Source organism: Fundidesulfovibrio agrisoli, from assembly GCF_022808715.1.
Classification (GTDB): Bacteria; Desulfobacterota; Desulfovibrionia; order Desulfovibrionales; family Desulfovibrionaceae; genus Fundidesulfovibrio; species Fundidesulfovibrio agrisoli.
Map to the genome: position 1 here is coordinate 1 of NZ_JAKZKX010000006.1, position 23,298 is coordinate 23,298.

At 66.3% G+C, this 23,298-nt stretch carries 25 protein-coding genes and 1 tRNA gene; 11 read left to right on the forward strand and 15 right to left on the reverse strand.

What is annotated here, in order from left to right:
- Positions 1 to 226: integrase core domain-containing protein (locus MLE27_RS05925; protein ID WP_243311076.1), on the forward strand; the 226-nt coding region annotated here is incomplete at its 5' end.
- 241 nt (positions 227 to 467) lie between these two features.
- Here the strand turns inward: MLE27_RS05925 and MLE27_RS05930 are convergent.
- The 5 genes from MLE27_RS05930 to rimI form a co-directional block, all read right to left on the reverse strand.
- Positions 468 to 554 (reverse strand) — tRNA-Leu (locus MLE27_RS05930).
- A gap of 11 nt (positions 555 to 565) precedes the next feature.
- The gene (gene secG / locus MLE27_RS05935; protein ID WP_243311077.1) at positions 566 to 922 is read right to left on the reverse strand and encodes a preprotein translocase subunit SecG; all 357 of its coding nucleotides are present in this window, start codon (positions 920 to 922) and stop codon (positions 566 to 568) included.
- A gap of 49 nt (positions 923 to 971) precedes the next feature.
- Positions 972 to 1,727 carry a triose-phosphate isomerase gene (tpiA, locus tag MLE27_RS05940; RefSeq protein WP_243311078.1) on the reverse strand — a complete coding sequence of 252 codons (756 nt, stop codon included), beginning with the start codon at positions 1,725 to 1,727 and terminating at the stop codon, positions 972 to 974.
- Positions 1,724 to 2,926 (reverse strand): phosphoglycerate kinase, encoded by a 1,203-nt coding sequence (locus MLE27_RS05945; RefSeq protein WP_243311079.1) that lies wholly within the window; start codon positions 2,924 to 2,926, stop codon positions 1,724 to 1,726. The genes tpiA and MLE27_RS05945 overlap by 4 nt, the downstream gene beginning before the upstream one ends.
- Before the next feature lie 62 nt (positions 2,927 to 2,988).
- Positions 2,989 to 3,498: a ribosomal protein S18-alanine N-acetyltransferase gene (gene rimI / locus MLE27_RS05950; protein ID WP_243311080.1), complete on the reverse strand. Its 510-nt coding sequence runs from the start codon at positions 3,496 to 3,498 to the stop codon at positions 2,989 to 2,991.
- Positions 3,499 to 3,611: 113 nt separating this feature from the next.
- Between rimI and MLE27_RS05955 the strand changes: the two genes are divergently transcribed.
- Positions 3,612 to 4,157, forward strand: coding sequence for an NUDIX domain-containing protein (locus MLE27_RS05955; protein WP_243311083.1), 546 nt, complete (start codon positions 3,612 to 3,614; stop codon positions 4,155 to 4,157).
- A gap of 147 nt (positions 4,158 to 4,304) precedes the next feature.
- Here MLE27_RS05955 and MLE27_RS05960 read toward each other — a convergent pair whose 3' ends face one another.
- From MLE27_RS05960 to MLE27_RS05975, 4 genes are all read right to left on the reverse strand, one after another.
- Positions 4,305 to 5,099 (reverse strand): inositol monophosphatase family protein, encoded by a 795-nt coding sequence (locus tag MLE27_RS05960; RefSeq protein ID WP_243311084.1) that lies wholly within the window; start codon positions 5,097 to 5,099, stop codon positions 4,305 to 4,307.
- Between the two features lies 1 nt (position 5,100).
- Entirely contained in the window at positions 5,101 to 6,126 is a 1,026-nt protein-coding gene (mreB, locus tag MLE27_RS05965) for a rod shape-determining protein (RefSeq protein WP_243311086.1), read from the reverse strand.
- Positions 6,127 to 6,197: 71 nt separating this feature from the next.
- Complete coding sequence (locus tag MLE27_RS05970; RefSeq protein ID WP_243311087.1) at positions 6,198 to 7,163, reverse strand: GAF domain-containing protein; 966 nt, start codon at positions 7,161 to 7,163, stop codon at positions 6,198 to 6,200.
- A 1-nt stretch (position 7,164) separates the two neighbouring features.
- A complete protein-coding gene (locus MLE27_RS05975) occupies positions 7,165 to 7,371 on the reverse strand; it encodes a DUF6485 family protein (RefSeq protein ID WP_243311089.1) in 207 nt (68 codons plus the stop codon).
- A gap of 220 nt (positions 7,372 to 7,591) precedes the next feature.
- Here MLE27_RS05975 and MLE27_RS05980 point away from each other — a divergent pair, with 220 nt between their 5' ends.
- The 9 genes from MLE27_RS05980 to nadB all read left to right on the forward strand — a co-directional run bounded on the left by MLE27_RS05980 (position 7,592) and on the right by nadB (position 17,239).
- Positions 7,592 to 9,328: a hypothetical protein gene (locus MLE27_RS05980; protein WP_243311091.1), complete on the forward strand. Its 1,737-nt coding sequence runs from the start codon at positions 7,592 to 7,594 to the stop codon at positions 9,326 to 9,328.
- 15 nt (positions 9,329 to 9,343) lie between these two features.
- A complete protein-coding gene (gene gcvT, locus MLE27_RS05985) occupies positions 9,344 to 10,432 on the forward strand; it encodes a glycine cleavage system aminomethyltransferase GcvT (RefSeq protein ID WP_243311093.1) in 1,089 nt (362 codons plus the stop codon).
- A gap of 316 nt (positions 10,433 to 10,748) precedes the next feature.
- Positions 10,749 to 11,519 (forward strand): 16S rRNA (uracil(1498)-N(3))-methyltransferase, encoded by a 771-nt coding sequence (locus MLE27_RS05990; RefSeq protein WP_243311095.1) that lies wholly within the window; start codon positions 10,749 to 10,751, stop codon positions 11,517 to 11,519.
- A gap of 9 nt (positions 11,520 to 11,528) precedes the next feature.
- Entirely contained in the window at positions 11,529 to 12,731 is a 1,203-nt protein-coding gene (locus MLE27_RS05995; protein WP_243311097.1) for a replication-associated recombination protein A, read from the forward strand.
- A gap of 89 nt (positions 12,732 to 12,820) precedes the next feature.
- Positions 12,821 to 13,117, forward strand: a complete 297-nt coding sequence (locus MLE27_RS06000) for a YciI family protein (RefSeq protein ID WP_243311100.1) — start codon at positions 12,821 to 12,823, stop codon at positions 13,115 to 13,117.
- A 104-nt stretch (positions 13,118 to 13,221) separates the two neighbouring features.
- Entirely contained in the window at positions 13,222 to 14,106 is an 885-nt protein-coding gene (nadC, locus tag MLE27_RS06005) for a carboxylating nicotinate-nucleotide diphosphorylase (RefSeq protein ID WP_243311102.1), read from the forward strand.
- Positions 14,103 to 15,158 (forward strand): quinolinate synthase NadA, encoded by a 1,056-nt coding sequence (nadA, locus tag MLE27_RS06010; RefSeq protein ID WP_243311103.1) that lies wholly within the window; start codon positions 14,103 to 14,105, stop codon positions 15,156 to 15,158. The genes nadC and nadA overlap by 4 nt, the downstream gene beginning before the upstream one ends.
- A gap of 10 nt (positions 15,159 to 15,168) precedes the next feature.
- Entirely contained in the window at positions 15,169 to 15,648 is a 480-nt protein-coding gene (locus MLE27_RS06015) for an aminoacyl-tRNA deacylase (protein ID WP_243311105.1), read from the forward strand.
- Between the two features lie 10 nt (positions 15,649 to 15,658).
- Positions 15,659 to 17,239 carry an L-aspartate oxidase gene (gene nadB, locus MLE27_RS06020; RefSeq protein ID WP_243311107.1) on the forward strand — a complete coding sequence of 527 codons (1,581 nt, stop codon included), beginning with the start codon at positions 15,659 to 15,661 and terminating at the stop codon, positions 17,237 to 17,239.
- A gap of 98 nt (positions 17,240 to 17,337) precedes the next feature.
- Here the strand turns inward: nadB and secD are convergent, their stop codons facing one another.
- The 6 genes from secD to MLE27_RS06050 all read right to left on the reverse strand — a co-directional run bounded on the left by secD (position 17,338) and on the right by MLE27_RS06050 (position 23,296).
- On the reverse strand, positions 17,338 to 18,939 hold the full coding sequence (gene secD, locus MLE27_RS06025) for a protein translocase subunit SecD (protein WP_243311109.1): 1,602 nt from the start codon (positions 18,937 to 18,939) through the stop codon (positions 17,338 to 17,340).
- 78 nt (positions 18,940 to 19,017) lie between these two features.
- Positions 19,018 to 19,431, reverse strand: a complete 414-nt coding sequence (gene yajC / locus MLE27_RS06030; protein ID WP_243311111.1) for a preprotein translocase subunit YajC — start codon at positions 19,429 to 19,431, stop codon at positions 19,018 to 19,020.
- Positions 19,432 to 19,467: 36 nt separating this feature from the next.
- A complete protein-coding gene (locus tag MLE27_RS06035) occupies positions 19,468 to 20,208 on the reverse strand; it encodes a GltB/FmdC/FwdC-like GXGXG domain-containing protein (protein WP_243311120.1) in 741 nt (246 codons plus the stop codon).
- A gap of 219 nt (positions 20,209 to 20,427) precedes the next feature.
- On the reverse strand, positions 20,428 to 21,525 hold the full coding sequence (locus MLE27_RS06040) for a class II glutamine amidotransferase (protein WP_243311122.1): 1,098 nt from the start codon (positions 21,523 to 21,525) through the stop codon (positions 20,428 to 20,430).
- 15 nt (positions 21,526 to 21,540) lie between these two features.
- The gene (locus MLE27_RS06045) at positions 21,541 to 22,830 is read right to left on the reverse strand and encodes an NAD(P)/FAD-dependent oxidoreductase (protein WP_243311123.1); all 1,290 of its coding nucleotides are present in this window, start codon (positions 22,828 to 22,830) and stop codon (positions 21,541 to 21,543) included.
- A gap of 13 nt (positions 22,831 to 22,843) precedes the next feature.
- Entirely contained in the window at positions 22,844 to 23,296 is a 453-nt protein-coding gene (locus MLE27_RS06050) for a 4Fe-4S dicluster domain-containing protein (RefSeq protein ID WP_243311126.1), read from the reverse strand.
- Positions 23,297 to 23,298 lie beyond the last annotated feature (2 nt).

A 23,298-nucleotide genomic window follows, 5' to 3' on the forward strand; every position in this document is an offset into this window, starting at 1 on the left:
CAGAATACGCATCGACTACATTCAGCCTGGCAAACCGCAGCAAAACGCCTACGTGGAACGCTACAACCGCACCGTGCGCTATGACTGGCTGGGACAGCACCTGTTTGAAAATATCGAGGAGGTCAGGGACTACGCCACCAAGTGGCTCTGGACTTACAACAACGAACGGCCCAACATGGGCATCGGCGGCATCACTCCGAGGCAGAAACTGAGAACGGCTGCATAGCCCTACTTTTCAGACAGCCTAAAAAGGGGAGGATTACCGGCCTGGCGCGGGCCACGAAGGCCTCACACGCGAATATCGCGGGAAAACCCGTGGCGGCGCGCAGGGTAAAACGTGGAAGACGAGCCTTGGGCTCGGTTCTGAATGGGGAAGTTGAAACGCAAGAACCCGGACGATTTCTCGCCCGGGCTCTCAATGACTTCCAAGGTTTGCGGCTTTGTATGGCCGCCCCTGGACATATGGATGGTGCCGAAGAGGGGACTCGAACCCCTATGGGCTTTCGCCCGCCACCCCCTCAAGATGGTGTGTCTACCATTTCCACCACTTCGGCATTCTCGACAATTACTGCTTCTGTTCGGCCGGGGCCTTCTGCTCCTCGAAGAGGTTCTGCTGCCCGGGCTTCTTGTTCTCGGCCGGAGCGGCCTTCTGCTCGGCCGGGGCGGTGTCCATCACGGAGGAGGCGCTGGGCTTCCTGTCCACGCCGGTGGCCACGTTGTAGGCCAGCGAGGTGATGAGGAACAGCGCCGCAAGGCCGGCGGTGAGCTTCACCAGGAGCCCGCCCGCGCCGGAGCTGCCGAACACGGAGCCGCTGCCGCCGCCGAAGATGACGCCCATGCCTTCCTTGCCGGACTGGAGCAACACCAGCACGACCAGCAGGACGCAGGCGATGACGTGTACTGTTGCGATAAGAGTTTCCAACGTAATCTCCAATGCGGCTTTCGAGCGTGTCCCCGGGTTCGAAGCGCTTCTAGGCAGTCACGATCCGCGAGAAGCTTTCCGCGCTCAGGGAGGAGCCTCCTACCAATACTCCGTCAACATTGTCAAGAGACAATATTTCCGAAGCGTTCTCGGGCTTCACCGATCCACCGTACTGCAAGCGCATCTCCAGGGCTTTGGCCCCGAATTTGTCCTGCAATATGGAGCGCACCAGTCCGTGCGCCTCAACAATCTCCTTTGGCCCTGCGGTCAGGCCGGTGCCGATGGCCCACACGGGCTCGTAGGCCACGGTGAGGCGCTCGGGGGCCACGTCGGCGGGCACGCCCGCCAGGCCCGTATCCATCTGGCGGCGCACGACCTCCTCAAGGCGGCCCTCCTTGCGCTCGTCGATGGTCTCGCCCACGCACAGGATCATGCTCAGGCCGCGCTCCAGGCCGAAGGTGACCTTCTGGCCCACGAACTCGTCGGCTTCGCCCATGATGTGCCTGCGCTCGGAGTGGCCCGCCAGGGCGTACGTGCAGCCCATGTCCAGGAGCATGTCCGGGGCGATCTCCCCGGTGAAGGCCCCCTGCATGGAGGGGAAGAAGTTCTGGCCGCCCAGGGCGAACCCAGGGGCCTTCTTGATGGCCTTGCGCACGGAGCGCAGAGCCGTGAACGGCGGGAGGATCAGCACCTCTCGGTCCTGCGGCAGGGAGTCTTTCACGGCCTTGACCAGGCCCTCGGCGGTGAGCTTGGCCTCTTCGCGCAGCTTGTACATCTTCCAGTTGGCAGCCATCAGCTTTTTCATTTTCCGTACTCCCTCAGGGCCTTGAAGGCGGGCAGCTCCTTGCCTTCCATGAATTCAAGGGAAGCGCCGCCTCCGGTGGAGATGAAGCTCATTTTCGAGGCCAAGCCGGAGGCGTGCACGGCGGCGTCCGTGTCTCCGCCGCCGATCACGGTCACGGCGTCGAGCCCGGCAAGCACCTTGGCCACGGCCATGGTTCCGGCGGCGAAGGCCGGGTTTTCGAACGCGCCCATGGGGCCGTTCCAGACCACGGTCTTGGCCGGGGCAAGAACCTCGGCGAAGAGCGCGCCGGTTTTGGGTCCGACGTCCAGGGCCACGGCCTCGGCAGGCACCGCCGTGGCGTCGCAGACCCCGGCGGAAGTCATCTCGCCCAGGGGCTTGCCCGCATCCATGGAGATCACGAAATCCACGGGCAGGGCGATGCGCACGCTTTTCTCCACCGCCGCGGCCAGGATGCTGCGGGCCTCGTCCAGGAGGTCGTCTTCCACCAACGACTTGCCCACGCCAAGGCCCTGGGCCTTGAGGAAGGTGTTGGCCATGGCCCCGCCGATGATGAGGCTGTCCACCTTGCCCAGCAGGTGTTTGAGAACCGCCAGCTTGGAGGAGACCTTGGCCCCGCCCGTGACGGCCACGTAAGGCCGCGTGGGGGCTTCCAGGGCCTTGCCCAGGAACTCCCACTCCTTCTTGAGCAGCAGGCCGCCGCAGCAGGCCGCCATGACCGCCGGAACCCCGGAGACCGAGGCGTGCGGGCGGTGGGCCGTGCCGAAGGCGTCGTTGACGTAAATCTCGCCCAGCTTTGCCAGCTCGGCGGCGAAGGCCGGGTCGCCCTTCTCCTCCCCGGTGTGGAAGCGCAGGTTCTCGAGCATGAGCACCTCGCCGGGCTTCAGCGCGGCGGCCATCTTCTCGGCCTCTGGGCCCACGCAGTCCGGCGCGAAGGCCACGGGGCGGCCCAGCAGCTCGCTCAGGCGCTTGGCCGCGGGAGCCAGGGAGAATTTGGGGTCGAACGCGCCCTTGGCCTTGCCCAGGTGCGAGCAGAGCACCAGCGACGCGCCCTTGGAGAGGGCCAGCTCAAGGGTGGGCAGGCTGGCGGTGATACGGGTGTCGTCGGTGATGACGCCGTCCTTGAGCGGGACGTTGTAATCCACCCGGATCAGCAGGCGTTTGCCGGAGATATCCATCTCGTCCAAAAAACGCATGGGCATTGAGCGCTCCTTTTCCAGCGGAATCGTGGGTCGGCCGGGCCCGGCCGCGCCGGACCCGTGGATCATGAGTCGGGAGAGGTTTCCGGGTCCATATCCAGCCGCATGACCAGGGCGTCCTCCTTGTTGTCGGGGTAGTAGCGCTTGCGGACGCCCACTTCCTCGAAGCCGAAGGCGGCATACAGGCCCTGCGCGGCGACGTTGGACCGCCGGACTTCCAAATACCCCCGGTTTATGCCCATTCCACGGCAAAGTTGCAAGACGTGACCCAGCAGATGCTGGCCCAATCCTCTGCGCCTGCGCTCGGGATGGACCGCGATGTTGAGGACCTCCATCTCCCAGTCGTCCGCGAAGAAGGTGATGTAGGCGATGACGGCCCCCTGCTCCACGAGCCCGAACACGTGGAAGCGCTGGTTGTCCACCACGGCCTCGTACTGCTTGCGGGACCAGGGCACGGAAAAACACTGCTTTTCCAGCTCGACGACAGCGGGTATGTCCGCCTTGCCGAAGCGCTGGACTTTGGGCTTGGGGCCGGGCTTCGGGCGCGGCGCGCCCGGGCCGCCGGTATCGGGCATGGTCTGGCTCCGTTTTTCGCCCGGATGAGGGCGCGTTGATCGAAAGCGCTCCCGGCGTATCCACAGCGCGCAAGATCGCGCCAAGCCACGCCGGAACGCACACGAAGGACATAATGGAAACCGACAGGAAACACCAATCCCCGGAAACGGAGATGGTCGAGGTGCTGGACCGGGAGGGCAAGCCCCTGGCCGTGCTCTCCGCCACGGAGGCGCACCGCCAGTCCTTGCCGCACAGGGCCGTGCTGGCGCTCCTGTTCGACCAGGGCGGCAGGCTGGCGCTCACCCGGCGCGCCCTCACCGAGCCGCTCTACCCCGGCCGCTGGGAGCTCCCGGCGCGCGGGCACATCCGCCCGGGCGAGGCCGCCTCGGACGCGGCGCGCAGGCTGGCGGAGCGCCGTTTCCCCCAGGGGCTGGGCGCGCTGACCCCCCACTCCTCCCTGAAGGCCGGCGAAGACACGGATTTCGAAGCCCTGAGCGTGTTCCGCTGCCCCCTGCGCTGCGACGAGAACGACGAGGAGCTGCTGCTGGTCAGCCGCGAGGAGCTTTCCGCGCTGGCGGACGAACACCGCGAGCTGTTCGCGCCCTGGGTGGTCTACGCCTTGAAGGAGGGGGTGTTGTTTCCAGAAAAGGAGCGGGAAGTGGGAACGCAGAAGAGTTAACAACCCCTGCGTAAGCCGGATTTCGCAGCCTGATCCAAAAACTCGCTGGCAAGGCGCGAGGAAAAGTCAAGGCCGAAGCGTATTTGGCATACGTGAGGGTTTGACTTTTCCGAAGCAACGCAGCCAGCGAGGATTTTGGGCAGGCTGTTAGTCCTCGCGCAGGAGCGCGGCCACGGCCCCGTGCACCAGGCCGTTGGAGGCCAGGATGGAGCGCGAGCGCAGCCAGTAGGGGCGCGAGGCGTCGAACGTGCTCACGCGCCCGCCCGCTTCGGTCACCAGCAGCCAGCCGGCGGCGGTGTCCCAGGGTTTCAGCCCGGTCTCGTAGAAGGCGTCGAAGCGCCCGGCCGCCGTGTAGGCCAGGTCGATGGAGGCCGCGCCGGGCCTGCGCACGCCCTGGGTGCTCACGAGCATGTTCTCCAGGTTGTCCATCAGGGGCCGGATGTCCTCCCGGACGGTGTAGGGGAACCCGGTGGCGATCAGCGAGTCTTCCAGATGCTCCACGCCGGAAACCCGGACAGGCTCGCCGTTGAGGAAGGCCCCGCCGCCCAGAACGGCGTGGAAGCACTCGTTCATGGCGGGCACGTTGACGATGCCCAGCACCGTGCGCCCGCCCTGCCACAGGGCCACGGAGGTGGCCACGAAGGGCACGCGGTGGGCGAAGTTGGTGGTGCCGTCCACGGGGTCGATGATCCAGCAGAGTTCGCCGGGGTCGAGGCTCTCGGCGGACTCCTCGGCCAGGAAGGTGGAGCCGGGCAGGATGCGTGCGAGGCTCAGCTTGAGGGCTTCCTCAACGGCCACGTCCGTCTCCGTGACCAGGTCGATGGGGCCTTTGCGCCGGATTTCGCTGGGCTTGCTCCACTGGCGCAGGATGATCTCGCCGGCCTGGCGCACGGCCTCCAGGGCCGCCTCGGTCAGGCCGGGCGTCAGCTCGAAATCCGCCATGCTAGTTGATGAACACCTGGTCGTAGTGGCCGCGGTGCTCGATGGTCTTGCCGGTGCCGCGCACCACGGTGGTCAGGGGGTCGTCGTCGAGCATGACGTGCAGGCGGGTGCTGTCTGAAATCAGCTTGTCCAGCCCGCGCAAGAGCGACCCGCCACCGGCCAGCAGCAGCCCGCGGGAGGCGATGTCCGCCACGAGCTCGGGCGGGGTCTTCTCCAGGGCCTTGCGCACGGCGCCCACGATGACGCTCACCGGCTCCTTGATGGCCTCGCGGATGTGCGAATCCGTGACCTCCACCATGCCGGGCGTGCCTGTAACCATGTTCTTGCCCGCGACCTCCATGGTGAGAGGCTCGGGTAGCTCGTAGGCGCTGCCCACGCGGATCTTGATCTGTTCGGCCATGTTCTCGCCGATGAGCAGCTGGAACTGGTCCTGCATGTAGCGCTGGATGGCCTCGTTGAGCTCGTCGCCGGCCACGCGCACGCTCTCGGCGTAGGCCACGGCGGAGAGGGAGATCACGGCCACCTCGGTGGTGCCGCCGCCGATATCCACCACCATGTTGCCCACGGGCTCCTCGATGGGCAGGCCCGCGCCGATGGCGGCGGCCATGGGCTCCTCCACCAGGCGCACTTCGCGGGCTCCGGCCTGCTGGGCGCTCTCGATCACGGCGCGCTTCTCCACCTGGGTGATCCCGGTGGGCACGCAGATGACGATCTTGGGCTTGGCCAGCCTGAAGCCGGAGATCACCTTGCGGATGAAGAAGGCGATCATCTCCTTGGTGATCTCGAAGTCGGCGATGACGCCGTCCTTCATGGGGCGGATGGCGCGGATGCGCTCGGGGGTGCGGCCCAGGAACTCCTTGGCCTCCTTGCCCACGGCCACCAGTTGGCCCGTGCGCGACTCGATGGCCACCACGGAGGGCTCGTTGAGCACGATGCCTTCGGAAGGGGAGTACAGCAGGGTGTTGGCCGTGCCCAGGTCCATGGCCAAGTCCTTGCCCAGAAAACGGAAGAGCCTGTCGAATATCATGTGCAGCCCGCTCGCGAGATGGTTGAATTACGGAACAATTGCTTCTGTCTACGGGCAGGCAGGAAAAAAGTCTATGCCTTGTGGCGGGCGAGCCGGGCCTTGAGGTGCAGGTTTTCGAGGAACATGGCCAGCTGGTCGGCCACGGCGCGGGCGAAGTCCTTGTGGAGATCGCCAAGGGTGGCGGTCTCCTGGCTGGCGAGCACCAGCACGGCGCGGGTGCGGCGCGAAAAGCGCACCGGCTGGCAGATGACAGTTTTGAAAACCGGCGCGCTGGCCTGCGCCCCGAACAGGCGCAGGGCCGTTGTGTCGGCCTCCTGCGAATAGACGGGCGCGTCGTTCTTGAACACCCAGCCGATCATGCCCCCGCCCAGGGGAAAGCCCGCCGGGGCGGGCTGGCTGGGTGAGAAGAGCACCTTGCTCACGCCCTCCACGGAGAAGCAGCAGGAGGGGTCGTCGCGCACGGCCAGGAAGCAGTGGCTGAAGCCAGTGGCGCGCGAAACCTGGTCCAGCAGCTCGCCCAGATAGGCGTGCCACTTGGGGTGCATGCGTGGCAGGTCGGTGAGCTGGCGCAGGCACTGGCAGATCCTGGCCTCGGCGTGGCCCTCGGCCAGGGAGTCGCGCTCCAGGTACAGGGCCGAGACCAGCCGGGCGAACTCGCCCAGGATCTTCTGGTCCTTGTCGCCGAAGCTGTGCACCTTCTTTGAATCGAGGCAGAGCGCGCCGGTGACACCTTCCAGCGGAACGCCCAGGAAGGCCCTGATCTCGGCCTCGCCCTTGCCGGAATAATAGCCCAGCACGCCGCGCTTCTGGTCGAAGTTGCCCACCAGCAGGGGCTTGCGCTCCCTGACGATCCAGCCCACCAGGCCCTGGCCCGGGGCCAGGGTCATGCCCTGGCGCACGCCGTCGCCCAGGCTGAAGGACGCGGCAAGGCGGCAGCCCTCCCCGCCCTGGTCGGGCAGGAAGAGCACTGCGGAATAACTGTCGAACACGTTGCAGACCAGCTGCAGCACGCGCGAGAAAACGTCAAGGCGGGCCATGTCAGCCTTGGCGGCATTCCATGAAATAAGCGATGGAGCGGTTGTAGGTGGCTTCCTGCTCCTTGGTGAAGTAGCAGGCGGGGAGCTGGTCCTTGGCGCGGTGGTGGGCCACGCACTGGCAGCAGTTGCCGAGCCTGGGGCAGCTGGAGTAGGTGCAGGGACAGTCGGCCATATTGCCGGATTGCTGGCGTTCGCAGCCTGTGCTCATGATCTTGGGCTCCGTTGGCCCTCGCGAGCAGGGTTTTCCTACCTTGACAGAGCGAGGGAAATGCACTTCTAATAAAAAACTTTAGGATGGGACGGCGCTCCGGGTGATCCGGGCGGCGTCCGTTCTCGGTGAGTAGCGCAAACAGCCGCGTTTGGAAAGCCGCAAGCGGTCGCCACTGGCGTCCCGCCTGACCGGAAGAACCGCGCGGCGGAGAGATCGCATGTTCTTGAGTTGGGAAAACGCCTTCAGCAAGCTCCCGGGCGGACGCGGCCTTGCCGCGCGCGCACGCTCCCTCAAGGACGGCGACCTGCTGGCCCTCAAGGACTTCCTCGACCTGGCGCACGCCAAGTACGCCCTGCTCCAGCCCTATTTCACCCTGCCCAACTACCCCCTGGTGGAGAACCGCGAGCTGCTGCCCTCCTTCGAGGTGGACATCTTCGAATACAAGGAGCTTCCGGGCTTCTCCATGGTGGTGCTGCCCAGGCAGCTCTCCTATTTCCAGGAGGTCTTCCAGTACGACATCCTGCACTCCCCCGACGACCTCCACGGCCCCGGGAGCAGAGGCGCGGCAGTGGCCGAGCGTCTGGCGGCCTCCAACCTCAACTCCCTGACCATGCGCATCCCCCGGCAGGATCAGGACAGGCTGCGCCAGCAGTTCGCCGGCACGGACATCACCTCCCTCTCCAGCTACATGGAGCTCCTGCCCACCCTGCTGAACATGGAGCGCGCCCACGTGCTCTCGCACACCTCCAAGGGGCGCTTCCACCTGGCCGGGGTGTACAGCTCGTTCCCCTCCTACCTGGACACGGAGCTCAAGCAGTTCGGGCTGCGCATCGGCAAGTTCAGCGCCGGGGACGACGCCAAGTACGAGGCCAACCGCCTCTTCGTGTACCAGTTCCTCATGGAGCTCTACGGCTTCCCCATCGTCTCGGAGCGGCGCACCTCTGCGGCCATGTTCGCCCGCCGCCTCTCCCGCTCGGGCGAAAATTTCATGGTGCGCGTGCTGGGCCAATCCGACAGGACCATCACCACCATGTACTCCCACCCCGACGCCAAGCACTACCCCCGGGTGGAGAAGCTGGCCCTGGTGAGCGTGCACGAGCACTTCAAGGACACGGTGAAGCTCCTGGGAGACGGCGGCTACTTCGTGGACCCGGAGAAGCGCGTGGTGATCCTGCGGGTGGTCTACAACCAGCACAAGTACGACCCCGACAACGTCCGGCAGGACCGCGCCCTCTCCGTGGTGCGCCAGGAGGTCATCCACCCGCTCACGGGCGTGGCCACCTCCGGGCTCAACATCATCAAGGATTCCTACTCCATGTTCCTGCGTTTGAACGACATCGTGCGCGGCGAATACCACGGCCGCGTGGTGTTCAAGCGCCACGAGATCGTGCAGGGCACGGACACTGACGAGAAGCGCCTCAAGTTCCTGCACAGCTGGCTCACCAAGCACCAACGCAGGATCATCAGTTACTCCGAAGATTTTTACGCCAACGTGGTCAAGGTGCTCGACGGCTACCTGCTCTCGCCCGACAACTACGACCGCTTCACGCCCATGCGCGCTCTTCACCAGGAAGTATGGAGCAAATACAGCTACATACAGCAGGCCCGCAAAGTGAAGATCCTGGAGGATCTGCTGCTGCGCCAGCACCGGGGGCAGAAGCTCTCCTACCTGGCCATGCTCACGGCCTTCACGGGCATCGTCTCGGACCTCAAGTTCGAGATGGTCAACTATTTCGACGAGCTGGTGGACCGGGTCATCAAAATGGCCGAGACCATCCTGCAGGACCGCTACCTCCACAAGAACTTCGTCAACCGCAAGGACGAGGACCTTTCGGAGTACGGGCTGCAGATCAAGAAGATGTACGGCCGCCTCGTCTCCCTGGTGGACGAGTTCGGGCGCATCCGCAAGCTGCGCACCGAGCCGCCCAGGCCCCAGAACATGCTTACCCTCTAACCGACGGAGCCCAGCGTGGAAAATCTGTTCGTCACCCCGCTCAATGCCTGGCACAAAGCCCACGGAGCCAAGATGGTCCCCTTCGCGGGCTGGGAAATGCCCGTGCAGTATTCCGGCATCATCGCCGAGCACCAGCATTGCCGCTCCAAGGCCTGCATCTTCGACATCTGCCACATGGGCGAGTTCTCGCTCAAGGGCCCCGGAGCCAAGGACGCCCTGGCCAAGGCCGTGACCCAGAACCTGGACACCCTGGCCCCGGGCAAGTGCCGCTACGGCTTCCTGCTGAACCCCGAGGGCGGCGTGCTGGACGACCTGATCGTCTACCGCATCGCCGAGGACGAGTTCATGCTGGTGGTCAACGGGGCCTGCATCGATTCCGACTTCGCCACCATCGCCTCCCGCCTGCCCGCGGGGCTCGAGTTCACCAACATCTCCGAGCAGACCGCCAAGATCGACCTGCAGGGCCCGGCGTCCCTCGAGGTGCTCAAGGGCCTGCTGCCCGGCGAGTGGGAGAAGCTCGGTTATTTCAGCTTCGTTAAGACGGCCTTCGGCGAGGTGGAGATCATCGTCAGCCGCACCGGCTACACCGGCGAGCTGGGCTACGAGTTCTACCTGCCCGCTTCCAGCGCGGGCGACCTTTGGGAGGCCCTGGCCGCCGACCCCGACGTGCTGCCCGCCGGGCTGGGCGCGCGCGACACCCTGCGCCTGGAGATGGGCTACCCCCTCTACGGGCAGGACCTGGACACCAAGCACACCCCCGGGGCCGCCGGTTACGCGGGGATGCTGACCTCCACGGCGGAGTACGTGGGCAAGCCCCGCGCCCTGGACGCCCCCGAGAAGCTCATCGCGCTCTCCATCGAGGGCCGCCGCAGCGCCCGCCATCACGACGTGGTGGCCCTGCCCGGCGGCGAGGTCGTGGGCGTGGTGACCAGCGGCTCCTTCTCGCCCTCCCTGGGCCACAGCGTCGCCCTGGCCTACGTGAAGGCCGAGGCCGCCGACGCCGCCGAATTCGTGGTCAAGACCGCCAAGGTCGAGCTGCCCGCCAGGAAGGTTGACCTGCCCTTCTACCAGGGCGGCACCGCCAGGAAGAAATTGAACGGATAGGAATTACGAGAGCAACGGGGCACCGCCCCGAACCCCGCCGGGGGGAGAGCCTCCCCCCGGACCCCGGCGGCTGCTTCGCGGCGAAGCGCGACAATATGGCCGGAGCCTGAACGGCATTCCCGAGGGCCGGAAACGTGAATTCCGGTTTCGCCGCATAGGCGCTGTGAATCGTTTTGTTTCCGCCTGGTCCCTTGCTGCGACGAAAGGCTGATATTCTTCAAATATATCGGCCTTTCCGGCGCAGCAAGGGACCAGGCGGAAACCCGGCGCGCCCAAAAATCCGCCAACCAGAACCTACACAACCACCCGGCGCACCATGCCCAGACTGGACACCTTCTTCCTGCCTCCCGAAAGCTGGGAACCGCCCTTCCGACTGCCCGGCGACGAGGCCAAACACCTCTCCAAAGTGCTGCGCCTTGGCCCCGGCGCTCGTGTGCGCTGCTTCGACGGCCGGGGCCGCGAAGGGCTGTTCGAGGTGGAGGCGGTCAAAGGCGGCGTCACGCTGAAACTGCTCTCCGAGCGTGAGGCCCCCGCCTCGGCCTCGCGCTGCTGGCTGGCCCTGGGCTGGAACAAATCCAGCCGGCGCGGCTGGCTGATCGAAAAGGCCGTGGAGCTCGGCGCGGCTGGCATCCTCTTCTGGGAGGCCGCTCGCACCCAGGGCGCAATGCCCTCCCAGCCCAAGGAGACCTGGCAGGCCCAGCTCGTGGCCGGGGCCAAGCAGTGCGGCAACCCCTGGCTGCCGGAGATCGAGATGGTCCCTGGCGGGGCGGCAGGATTGGCAGCGCGCGCGGCCGGATTCAATAGACGATGGCTGCTCTGGGAATCGCCCGAGCTTCGCCGGGGCCTGACCCGCGAGGATCTGGCCGCGCAGGGCGACAGCATCTTCGTGCTCGGCCCCGAGGGCGGGCTGACCCAGGCTGAGGCCGATCTGTTCACCGGGGCCGGTTTCGAGGCCGTGACCCTGGGGCCGCGCCCGCTACGCTGGGAGACGGCGGCGCTCATGTGCCTGGGCCTGGCCTGGTGGGCTGCAAGCGAGGATGGGGGCGGCGAAACCGGCGGGGGTGACAATACCGCCGCCTGGAGGTAGGCTGCCCCCATGCCGCCTCTCGCACACGCCATCCGCCCGGAGACGTTCGAGGAATTCACGGGCCAGGGCCATGTGATCACCCGCCTCCAGACCATGCTCAAGGCCGCCCGCCTGCCGAGCCTGCTGCTTTACGGCCCGCCGGGCTGTGGAAAGTCCACCCTTGCGCTGTTGCTGGCCAAGGCCAAGGGCGTGCCCTACGTGCGCGTCAGCGCCCCGGAGGCCGGGCTGGCCACCCTGCGCCAGAAGATCGAGGGCAAGGAGATCCTGATCCTCGACGAACTGCACCGCTTCTCCAAGGCCCAGCAGGACTTCTTCCTGCCCCTGCTCGAACACGGCGACATCACCCTGCTGGCAACCACCACGGAGAACCCCTCCTTCTCTGTGACCAAACAGCTCCTCTCCCGGCTGCACGTCATGCGCCTGCGCGCCCTCTCCCACTCGGAGATGCTCCAGGTGGGCCAGCGCGGCCTCACGGCCCTGCACATGGAGGACCTGCCCCGCGAAAGCCAGGAGCTGCTGGCCGCCATGTCCGGCGGGGACGCCCGCACCTTCCTGAACCTGCTGGAATACGCGGCCCAGTTGCCGCAGGAGAAGCGCGCCCCGGCCGAGCTGCGCCAGAACCTGCCCGAGCAGGTCATGCGCGGGGACCGCGACGCGGACCAGCACTACGAGCTGGCCTCGGCCTTCATCAAATCCATCCGGGGCTCCGACGTGGACGCCGCGCTCTACTACCTGGCCTGCATGCTCGAATCCGGGGAGGACCCGCGTTTCGTCACCCGCAGGCTGATCCTCTCCGCCTCGGAGGACGTGGGCCTGGCCGACCCCCAGGCCCTGCCCCTGGCCGTGGCCTGCCAGCACGCCGTGGAGATGGTGGGCATGCCCGAGGGCTTCATCCCCATGGCCGAGACCACGGTGTACCTGGCCCTGGCTCCCAAGAGCAATTCCAGCTACGCGGCCTACCTGGCCGCCCGCAAGGAGGTGCAGGCCCACGGCGCGCTGCCCGTGCCCATGCACCTGCGCAACCCCTCGGCCAAGCTGCAGCGGCAATGGGGCTTCGGCGAGGGCTACAAGTACCCCCACGCCTACCCCGGGGCCTGGGTGGAGCAGGAATACATGCCCCCGGAGCTCTCCGGCGTGCGCTTCTACCAGGAGAAGGACCAGGGCGCGGAGCCCAAGCTGGCCGCGCGGCTCAAGGGGCTCAAGAGGAAATAACCGGCGGATTCCGCCCTCCTGGCGAAGGGCTTGGGGCTCATCCGATGGGGCTGAACGTTGCAACTATCCCGCGCCGGAGGCGCTGATTCATGGCGGACACGCAGACTTTTCTGATGCTTTTCAAGGCCAAGCGGGAGAACTTCATCGCGACCATGACCCCCGAGGAGCAGGCCGTCATGGAGGCGCACGGGGCGCACTGCCACGCCCTGGCCGCCCAGGGGCGCGTGGTGCTGCTGGGGGTCTGCCCGGACGGGGCCTACGGCGTCATGGTCTTCCGCGCGGAGTCCGAGGAGGAAGCCCGCCGCTTCTTCGACGAGGACCCGGCCGTTCAGGCCGGCGTGGTGCAGCCCGAATTGCGGCCGTTCCTCACGGTGATGCCGGGGTAGCCCTCCTCCCGCACTGACGCACCCGATCATGTTGTCGCGTATTCCGCTTGTGCACACTTTCACTCCCCTTCATCATCGCAGCCATTCGTGCTAGTTCTCCCAGGATGACCACCACCTTCCACGCATACTTCACCGGCCCCGCCCGCGAGTACCTGTTGCGGGCCGTGGACCTGGCCCTGGAGGAGGACGGCCCGGACCTGACCGCCCAGGCCGTGTTCGCCCCCACGGACCTTCTCGCGGCGCGCATCGTGGCCAAGGAGGACACCCTGGTGGCTGGCATGCCCATCGCGGACATCGTGCTTGATCGCATGGGCATTCTGGATTCGGCCCGGCGCGACTACCGCGCACAGGACGGCCAGCGAATCCCCGCCGGGACCGTGGCCGCCGTCATCACCGCTCCCGCCGCCGGCCTGCTCAAGGCCGAGCGGGTCATCCTCAACTTTCTCTGCCACCTCTCGGGCATCGCCAACCTCACGGCCCGCTACGTCGCGGCCCTGGCGGGCTCGCGCACGCGCCTGCTGGACACCCGCAAGACCCTGCCGGGCCTGCGCTACCCCGAAAAGTACGCCGTGCTCATGGGCGGCGGCCTGAACCACCGGCGCGACCTGGCCGAGATGCTCATGCTCAAGGACAACCACATCGACCGCGCCGGGGGCATCCCCCAGGCGGTGGCCGCCGTGCGCCGGGCCTTCCCCCAGGGCCGCCCGCCGCTGGAGGTGGAGTGCCGCAGCCTTGAGGAAGTGCTCCAGGCCGTGGCCGAGCGCCCCGAGCGCATCATGCTCGACAACATGACCCCGGAGCAGATGCGCGAGGCCCTGGCCCTGATTCCCCAGGGCATCGAAACCGAAATCAGCGGCGGGGTGGACCTGGACCGCCTGCCGGAGCTGGCCGCGCTGGGCGCGGACTTCGTCTCCGTGGGCCGCATCACCCACTCCGCACCCTACGCGGACTTCAGCATGCAGCTGGCCGCATTGGAGCAGACACCATGACCGCCCCGAACCACTCCGAGATCATCGAGGCCGCCCGGCAGCGCCTGGGCAAGCGCCTGGTCATCCTGGCCCACCACTACATGTCCGACGCGGTGGCCCGCCACGCGGACCACACGGGCGACTCCCTGGAGCTCTCCCGGCGCATACCGGACCTGGACGCCGAATACATCGTGTTCTGCGGGGTGTTCTTCATGGCCGAGACGGCCGCCATCCTGGCCAAGCCCGGGCAGAAGGTCTTCATCCCGGAGATGAACTCCCGCTGCGTCATGTCGGACATGGCCCCGGCCTGGCTGGCCCGGGACGTGATGGACATCCTGGCGGCCGGAGGGCTCCGCGTGACGCCGCTGACCTACGTGAACTCCTCGGCGGCGGTGAAAGCCCTGGTGGGCGAGCGCGGCGGCTCCGTGTGCACCTCGGCCAACGCCAAGGTCATGCTGGAGTGGGCGCTCGAGCAGGGGCCGCACACGCTCTTCCTGCCGGACGTGCGCCTGGGCCTCAACTCCGCCGACTGGGTGGGCCTGCCCAAGGAGCAGCGCCACATCCTGGACATCCGCGAGCACGGCAAGGCCATCATGCTGGAGAAGGCCCGCCAGGCCAAGCTGCTGCTCTGGCCCGGCCAGTGCGTGATCCACTCACGCTTCAAGCCCGAGTCCATCCGCAAGGCGCGGGCGGAATCCCCGGGCTGCAAGGTGGTGGTGCACCCCGAGTGCCACCCCAACACCGTGGCCCTGGCCGACGCCTGCGGCTCCACATCCTTCATCATCAAGTACGTGGCCGAAGCGCCCGAAGGCTCGGTGATCTACGTGGGCACGGAGTGGAACCTGGTGAACCGCCTGGCCGACCAGTACAAGGGCGTCAAGGACGTGCGCCCCCTGCTCTACTCCACCTGCTCCAACATGGAGAAGGTCACGGAGCCCAACCTGGCCGCCTTGATCGAAAACCTGGACGCCGCCCCCCGCGTGGAGGTGGACGAGGCCCTGATACCCCCGGCCCGCCTGGCGCTCACGCGCATGCTGGAGGTGTGCGCTGGCCCGGCTTCGCGCCACGCCTGAGGATTTTTCAGTGAGTTCAAAGCCCCCCGTCACCCCGGCCACGCGCGCGCTGGCCGCCGCCAAGGTGCCCTTCAAGGTGCGGCCCTACGACTACGTGGACCACGGCGGCACCGAGCGCGCCGCACAGGAGCTGGGCGTGCCCGAGCACGCCGTCGTCAAGACCCTGGTTTTCGAGGACGAGGCCAAACGCCCCTTCCTGGTTCTCATGCACGGCGACCGCGAGGTCTCCTTGAAGGAGCTGGCCCGCTGCCTGGGCGTGAAGACCGTGACCCCCTGCTCGCAGGAGGCCGCCCAGCGCCACACCGGCTACCAGGTGGGCGGCATCTCGCCATTCGGCACGCGCAAGAAGTTGCCCGTGTACGCGGAAAAGAGCATCTTCGGCCTGGACGTCATCTACATCAACGCCGGGAAGCGCGGCGCCCTGGCCGCGCTGGACCCGAAACACCTCCGGGAACTTCTGCCCGTCACAGAGGTTCAGGCGGGACGATAAGGAACGGGCCATGTACCACTACAGGATGAAGACCCAGGTGCTGGTGATCGGCTCCGGCGCGGCCGGATGCGCCACCGCCCTGACCCTGGCCGACCAGGGGCGCGAAGTGCTCCTGCTCTGCGCCGGGGACAAGCTCACCGACGGCAACTCCTCCCTGGCTCAGGGCGGCATCGTCTACTCCTCGCCTGACGACAGCCCCGCCCTGCTCGAGCAGGACATCCTGAACTGCGGCTGGAACGTGAACCACCTGCTGGCCGTGCGCTTCCTGGCCCGCAAAGGCCCCTCCATCGTGCGGGACCTGCTCATCGACCGCCTGGGCGTGCCCTTCGAACTGCGCGAAGACGGGCAGTACCACCTCACCAAGGAGGGCGGGCACAGCATCCCGCGCATCCTGCACTGCGCGGACTCCACGGGCTATTCCATCATGAAGCACATGGTGGCCGCCGTGGAGAAGCACCCCAACATCAAGGTGCTCACCCACCGCACCGCCGTGGACGTGCTCACCTCGCACCACCACGCCACCCTGCTGGAGTACAAGTACCACCTGGTGAACCAGTGCCTGGGGGCCTACGTCTACAACGCGGTGTCCGACGTGGTGGAGACCATCCTGGCGGACTACACCGTGCTGGCCACGGGCGGCGTGGGGCAGGTCTACCTGCACTCCACCAACACCAAGGCCTGCGTGGGCTCGGCCGTGGCCATGGCCTACCGCTGCGGCGCGCGCTTCATGAACATGGAGTACATCCAGTTCCACCCCACCTCGCTCTACCACCGAGCGGAGCGGCGCTTCCTCATCACCGAGGCCATGCGCGGCGAAGGCGGCAGGCTGGTCAACGCCAAGGGCGAAGCCTTCATGGCCAACTACGACACCCGGGCGGACCTGGCCCCGCGCGACATCGTGACCAGGGCCATCATGGACGAGTTGCTGAAATCCGGCGAGGATTGCGTCTACCTGGACGCGGCCAACAACGTGAAGGACGTGGCCCGGCGCTTCCCCGGCATCGCCAAGAAGTGCGCCGAGATCGGCATCGACATCTCAAAACAGCCCATTCCCGTGGTTCCCGCGGAGCATTACTCCTGCGGCGGCGTGCTGGTGGACGTGCACGGGCGCACCACCGTGGACCGGCTCTACGCCGTGGGCGAGTGCAGCTGCACGGGCCTGCACGGGGCCAACCGCATGGCCTCCACCTCGCTCCTGGAGTGCGTGGTCTGGGGCGTGAGCGCGGGCGGGTACATCGGCTCGCGCTTCGGCTCCAAGCCGGTGGTCACGCGCAAGCTCTGCGACTCCATCCCGGACTGGGTCAGCCCCGGCAACGACCGCAACGAGGACCCGGCCCTCATCAACCAGGACTGGTCCACCATCAAGTCCACCATGTGGAACTACGTGGGCATCCACCGCACGGCCTCGCGCCTCAAGCGCGCCTTCGAGGATCTGCGGGACCTCAACGTCCACCTGCACGACTTCTACCGGGAGACCCCGCTCTCCAAGCCCATCATCGACCTGTTCCACGGCTGCCAGGCGGCCTACATCATCACGCTGTCGGCCATGCGCAACACCAGGAGCCTGGGTTGCCATTACCGGGTGAACTAGCCGCCCGCGCCATCGACGTAAAAAGGCGCGGTCCCTGCGGACCGCGCCTTTTTCATTCGCTTATTCCAAAGGGCTTCGCCCTCCGGCTGCTCGCCGCACTAGATCGACAGCTTGGTCTCGGCCTTGTGCCCGCTCACCCACAGCTCCATCAGCGTGCGGCTGACAAAGATGGCCGTGAACATGGAGGCCACGATGCCCAACAGCAGGGTCACTGCGAAGCCGCGGATGGGGCCGGTGCCGAACTCGTAGAGCACGATGGCCGCGATGGCCGTGGTGGCGTTGGCGTCCAGGATGGTCAGGGCGCCGCGCTGGAAGCCCTCCTTGATGGAGGCCTTGGGCGGCAGGCCCAGGCGTATCTCCTCTCGGATGCGCTCGAAGATGATGATGTTGGCGTCCACGGACATGGCCATGGTCAGGATGATGCCCGCGATGCCCGGCAGGGTCAGGGTGGCGCCGAAGAGCGCCAGCCCGGACGTGATCAGGAACACGTTGAGCACCAGGGCGATGTTGGCCACCACGCCGGAGAAGCTGTAGTATACCAGCATGAACAGGGCGATGGCCCCGCAGGCCACGCTGATGCTCATCACGCCGTTGTCGATGGATTCCTGGCCCAGGGAGGGGCCGACCGTGCGCTGCTCCAGCACGTTGACGGGCGCGGGCAGGGCGCCGGCGCGCAGCACCACGGCCAGGTCGCGGGCTTCGGTCTCGGTGTAGCGGCCGGTGATGGTGGCGCGGCCGCCCGCGATGCGGTCCTGGATGACGGGGGCGGAGTAGGCCTTGCCGTCCAGGATGATGGCCATGCGCTTCTTCAGGTTGTCGCCGGTGACGCGTTCGAAGATCTTGGCGCCGCGCGGGGTGAAGTTCAGGCTCACGTAGGGCTGGTTGTTGTTCTGGTCGAAGTTGACGCGGGCGTCGGCGATGTGCTCGCCGGTGAGCACCGCCTCGGACTTGACCACCAGCGGGCGGTCCACCGGGGTGCCGTCACGGTTGGTGATGCGCTCCATGATGAGCTCGCGGCCCGGGGGCAGCTGGCCTTTTTCGGCCTTGGCCACGTCGGCGGAGTCGTCCACGATCTTGAATTCAAGATGCGCGGTCTTGCCCACCAGGGCGATGGCGCGGTCCGGATCCTTGAGGCCGGGCAGCTGGATCTGGATGCGATCCCCGGCCTGCTTGCGGATGTCGGGCTCGGCCACGCCGAACTGGTCGATGCGGTTGCGGATGGTCTTCACGGCCTGGTCCACGGTGAGGGAGACCAGGTTCTTGCGGTATTCCGTAGTGAAGCCCATGGTGTACTTGATCTTGCCGTCGTCCACGGTGTCGGTGCGCTCCACCGTCATGCCGCCGAACTGCTTCTTGAGCATCTCGTCGAAGGCGGCCTTCTTGTCCGGCGAGGCCAGCACGAACTCAAGGCGCTTGTTGTCCACCAGGTTCTGGCGGATGATGGCGATCTCCTTCTCCTGGGCGAAGGACTTGATGTCCTGGCCGCCCTGGGCCAGGGCGTTGGCCACGGCCTTGTCGACATCGACGCCGAGGGTCAGGTGGATGCCGCCCTTGAGGTCAAGGCCGAGGCTCACCTGGTTGGAGGGCAGAATGGACCCCAGAGGGGACTGACGGACCGCTTCGATGGACGGCAGGGTGAAGGCCAATCCGAATACGGTCGCCAAGGTCACCACGATCAAGCGCCAGGACAGGCTGGACATGCACGCTCCTTGCAGCGCGAAAAGGGGAAACCCCCGGTTTCCCCCTCGCAGATAGTCGAAAAGTGAGGCAGAACAGGCTTATTTGGTTTCAGCCTGCTTGTCTTCCTTTTTTTCTTCAGCTTTGACGGCTTTCTTGTCGTTCTTCTTCTCACCCTTGTCCGCGGCGGGCTTCATGTCGGCCAGGCCGGACACGAAGTTGCGGTTGACGGTGATGACGACGCCCGACGCAATTTCAACGTTCACCAGTTCGTCGGTGAGGGACTCGATGCGGCCATAGATGCCGCCGCCGGTCATGATCCTGTCGCCGCGCTTGAGGTTCTTGAGCATCTCGCGCGCTTCCTTCTGCTTCTTCTGCTGGGGACGGATCAGCAGGAAGTAGAAGATGACGAACATCAGGACGAGCGGAAGGAAGGACATGAGCCCCCCGCCGGGGCCTTCGGCGCCCGCTGCGGGCGGCTGGCCCATGGCGTATGCCACGCTGGTCAGAAACATTGATTCCTCCGGTGATGGGTTACGCTTTCCGGCCCCTTAGCAGGCAACGTAGAGGTTGCCGTACGGGCGGTGGGAAAACGGTTTCACGCGTTGGAAGGGTTCAGCCAAAACGGTGTTTAAGTCAACCCCGAATTCATCGCAGAACTGCTTGAGGTTCGCGGTGATGAGCTTCATGTCCTCTTCGTCCACGGCCTCGGTCTTGAGGTGGGGGCCAAGCTGCTCCACAGGGACCTCGCCGCGCACGTAGATGACGCCGCCGTGCATGCCGGTTCCCAGGGAGCGGCCGCAGATGGGCGCGTCGGGCTTGCCGGTGAACATGCCCAGCAGGATGATGGCGCCCCCGGCCATGTACTCGCCCAGGAAGTCGCCGGCCTTGCCGCCCACGACCAGAACGGGGAACTTCTCCTTGTAGGCCTTCATGTGGATGCCCACGCGGTAGCCCACGTCGCCCTTGATGAGCACCTTGCCGCCGCGCATGGCGTAGCCCACCACGTCGCCGGCCATGCCGTCGATGACCACCAGGCCGTCGTCCATGGTGTTGCCCACGCCGTCCTGGGCGTTGCCCTCCACGCGGATGGTGGGCCCGCGCATGAAGGCGGCCATGTCCTGGCCGGGCACGCCGTGCACCTTGAACTTGAGGTCGCCGATGAGGCCGTCGGCGATGTAGCGCTGGCCGCGCACGTTGATGATCTCGAACTCGGTCTCGCCCTGGGCGACAAGCTCGCGGATCTGCTTGTTGAGTTGACGGTAGTAGATGTTGTCGGCGTCGAGCAGCATGTGGCGTCCTCACATCTCGGGTGGCCTCCGGCGGCCAGGGCTCCGCCCTGGACCCGCTGGGGGAAATGATTTCCCCCAGACCCCCTCGATCATTTGCTTCGCGATCTCCGGCAAATTGAGCCGGGAGCGGCGCGAAGCCTATTGAAGTTTTTTGGAAGGGGGTTCGGGGGAAACCTTTTGTTCACAAAAGGTTTCCCCCGATTCTTCTCTTGATCCCGCCTACTCTTCCAGCTTCACGATGACGGGCTCGCCCGCCTTGGGGGCCCACACGTTGTCCAGCACGCGGTCCACCTCGCGGATGGAGGATTCCTCGCTGGACATGTAGACGTTGTTGCCGTGCTCGGCCACGATCAGCGGACGGAGCTTGATGCGGTCGTTGAGGCCCATCAGGCAGGTGCCGTCCGAAACCAGGATGGCGAAGGGGCCGTTGAGCAGCGCGGAGCCGTAGACCATGCGCAGGGTCTCGTAGACCTTCTTCTCGGCCTCGGGCATGCGGTCGATCTCGTCCCAGAACGGCGGGGCGAAGACCTTGCTGGCCATCTGCAGCGACAGGCCGTGCTTGCGCACCAGCATGTCCAGCTCATAGGCCACCACTTCGGTGTCGGTCATCAGCGTGCACTTGTAGTCGTGCTCGCAGAGGTAGCGCATGTTGATGCCGTAGGAGCTGATCTCGCCGTTGTGCACCACGGACCAGTCCAGCAGGGTGAAGGGGTGCGCGCCGTGCCACTGGCCCGGGGTGTTCGTGGGGAAGCGGTTGTGCCCGGTCCAGATGTAGGCGCTGTATTCGTCCAGGCGGAAGAACTCGGCGATGTCCTCGGGGAAGCCGATGCCCTTGAACGCGCCCATGTTCCTGCCGGAGGAGAACACGAAGGCCGGCGTCTTGGAGTTGATCTCCATGATGACGTTGACCACGAAGTCCTGTTCCTCCAGGGAGCGCCACTGGGGCCGGTCCACGCCCTGCTTGGGGGTCAGGAAGTAGCGCCACACGATGGGCGGGTTCTTGATGACCGGGGTGCGCTTGGTCGGAATCGGCTGGGACTCGTGCACCGTGAAGAACGACTTGATGATCTCCTCGGCCCTGTCCAACCCGTCCTGGGTGTCGCACATGATGTGGAAGGCGTACTTGTCGGCCATGTCCGGGTAGATGCCGTAGGCCGCGAAGCCGCCGCCGAGGCCGTTGCCGCGGTCGTGCATGGTGCACATGGCCTTGATGGGCATGTCGCCGGGGATCAGCTCGCGCTTGGTGTTGATGACGCCGAAGACGCCGCAGCCCGAGATGTCCTTCTGGAAGTCGTAATATCTGAAGGGAGCCTTCATTGGCTTGTGGTCTCCTTAAACGATCTCTTGCGCGCCGACCGGGTTGAACTTCTCGTCAAAGAAGCCTTCCGGCCACTGCAGGATGGAGGGGCAGCCCGAGACGAGCTTGGCCTTGGTGTCGGCGTCCAGGGGGAACTTGAACCGGATGAAACCGGTGTAGAGCCCGGCGTTATCGATGTCGCCAACCAGCACGTAACCCACGAGCTTGCCGTCCTTGAAGACGAGCTTGCGGTAGGTGGCGTTCTCCTCGTCCAGGGTCTCGGAGAGCTCGATGCCAGCCTCGCCCGGGGCCGGGTTGACGATGCCCACGCTCACGGTGGGCAGGCCGTAGAAGGCGATGGAGTTCATGGCCAGGCCGCCCAGGTAGGGGCTGTCCGCCCCGGCCATGTTCTTGCCGGCGTAGAAGCCCTGGTTGAAGGCGTTGGGCCAGATGGGCACCACGCGGTTGTCGTCGAGGATGAGGTCCTTGGCCTGGGCCACGTCGCCGGCGGCGAACACCGCCGGGTCGGAGGAGGCCAGCCTCTCGTCCACGACCACGCCGCGGTCCACCTTGATTCCGGCGTCCTTGGCCAGGGCGGCGGCGGGCACCACGCCGATGGCGATGACCACGGCCTGGGCGGGCAGGAAGGAGCCGTCCTTGAGGTGCACGCCCACGATGGTGCCGGACTCGTCGCGCTTGATCTCGGTGGCCTGGGTGCCGCAGTGCACGTCGATGCCCACCTCGGCCAGGCGCTTGGCAACCAGGCCGCCCGCCTTGTCGTCGAAGGCGGCGGAGAGCACGCGGGGGGCCAGCTCCACGATGGAGACCTTCACGCCGCGATCATGCAGGGCCTCGGCGGCCTTGAGGCCGATGAGGCCGCCGCCGACGACCACGGCCGTCTTGCAGTTCTTGGCCACGTCGACCAGGGTCTCGGCGTTGGCCAGGGTGGTGAAGCTGTAGACCCCGGAGCCGTCCTTGCCCGGCAGGGGCGGCACGAAGGGCACGCCGCCGGTGGCCAGCAGCAGCTTGTCGTAGGGATGGGTGTTGCCGTCGTCGGTGGAGACGGTCTTGGCCTTGGCGTCGAGGGAGACCACCTTGGAGCCGAGAGCCATCTTCACCTTGAACTTGTCGTAGAAGGTGATGGGCCGAAGCGGCATGCGCTCGGGGCCGATCTTTCCCGCCAGCAGGTAGGAGATGAGCGGGCGGCCGTAGGTGGGGGTGCTCTCCTCGGAGATGACCAGAATCTCCCCGTCGGGATCAGCCCTGCGGATGCCCTCGATGGCGCCCACGCTGGCCACGCCGTTGCCCACAATCACGTATTTCATCGCAATTCTCCGCTTAGTCCTTGCCGCGATCTTCGTAGATGAGGCCGGCGTTGGGGCACGCTTCCACGCAGGCGGGCATGTCGCGCCCGGCGCACAAGTCGCACTTGATGATCTTTTCCTTCACCGGGTGCCTGCGGATGGAGCCGAACGGGCAGGCCATCAGGCAGGACCAGCAGCCCACGCACTGCTCTTCGTTGTACTCGCAGCGCCCGGTCTCCGGGTTTTTGGTCAGCGCGCCGGAGATGCAGGCGGCCACGCACATGGGCTCCTCGCAGTGGCGGCAGGAGAGGGCCACGCACACCGGGCCCTCCTGGGCCACGTTGCGCCTGGGGGCCAGGCCTTCCTGGGCCTTCTCCACGTTGTGGGCCAGGATGATGTCCTTGGACTTGGAGTGCGCGGTGACGCAGGCCACTTCGCAGAGGTGGCAGCCGATGCAGACCGCCTTGTTGGGGTATATCTTCTTCATGG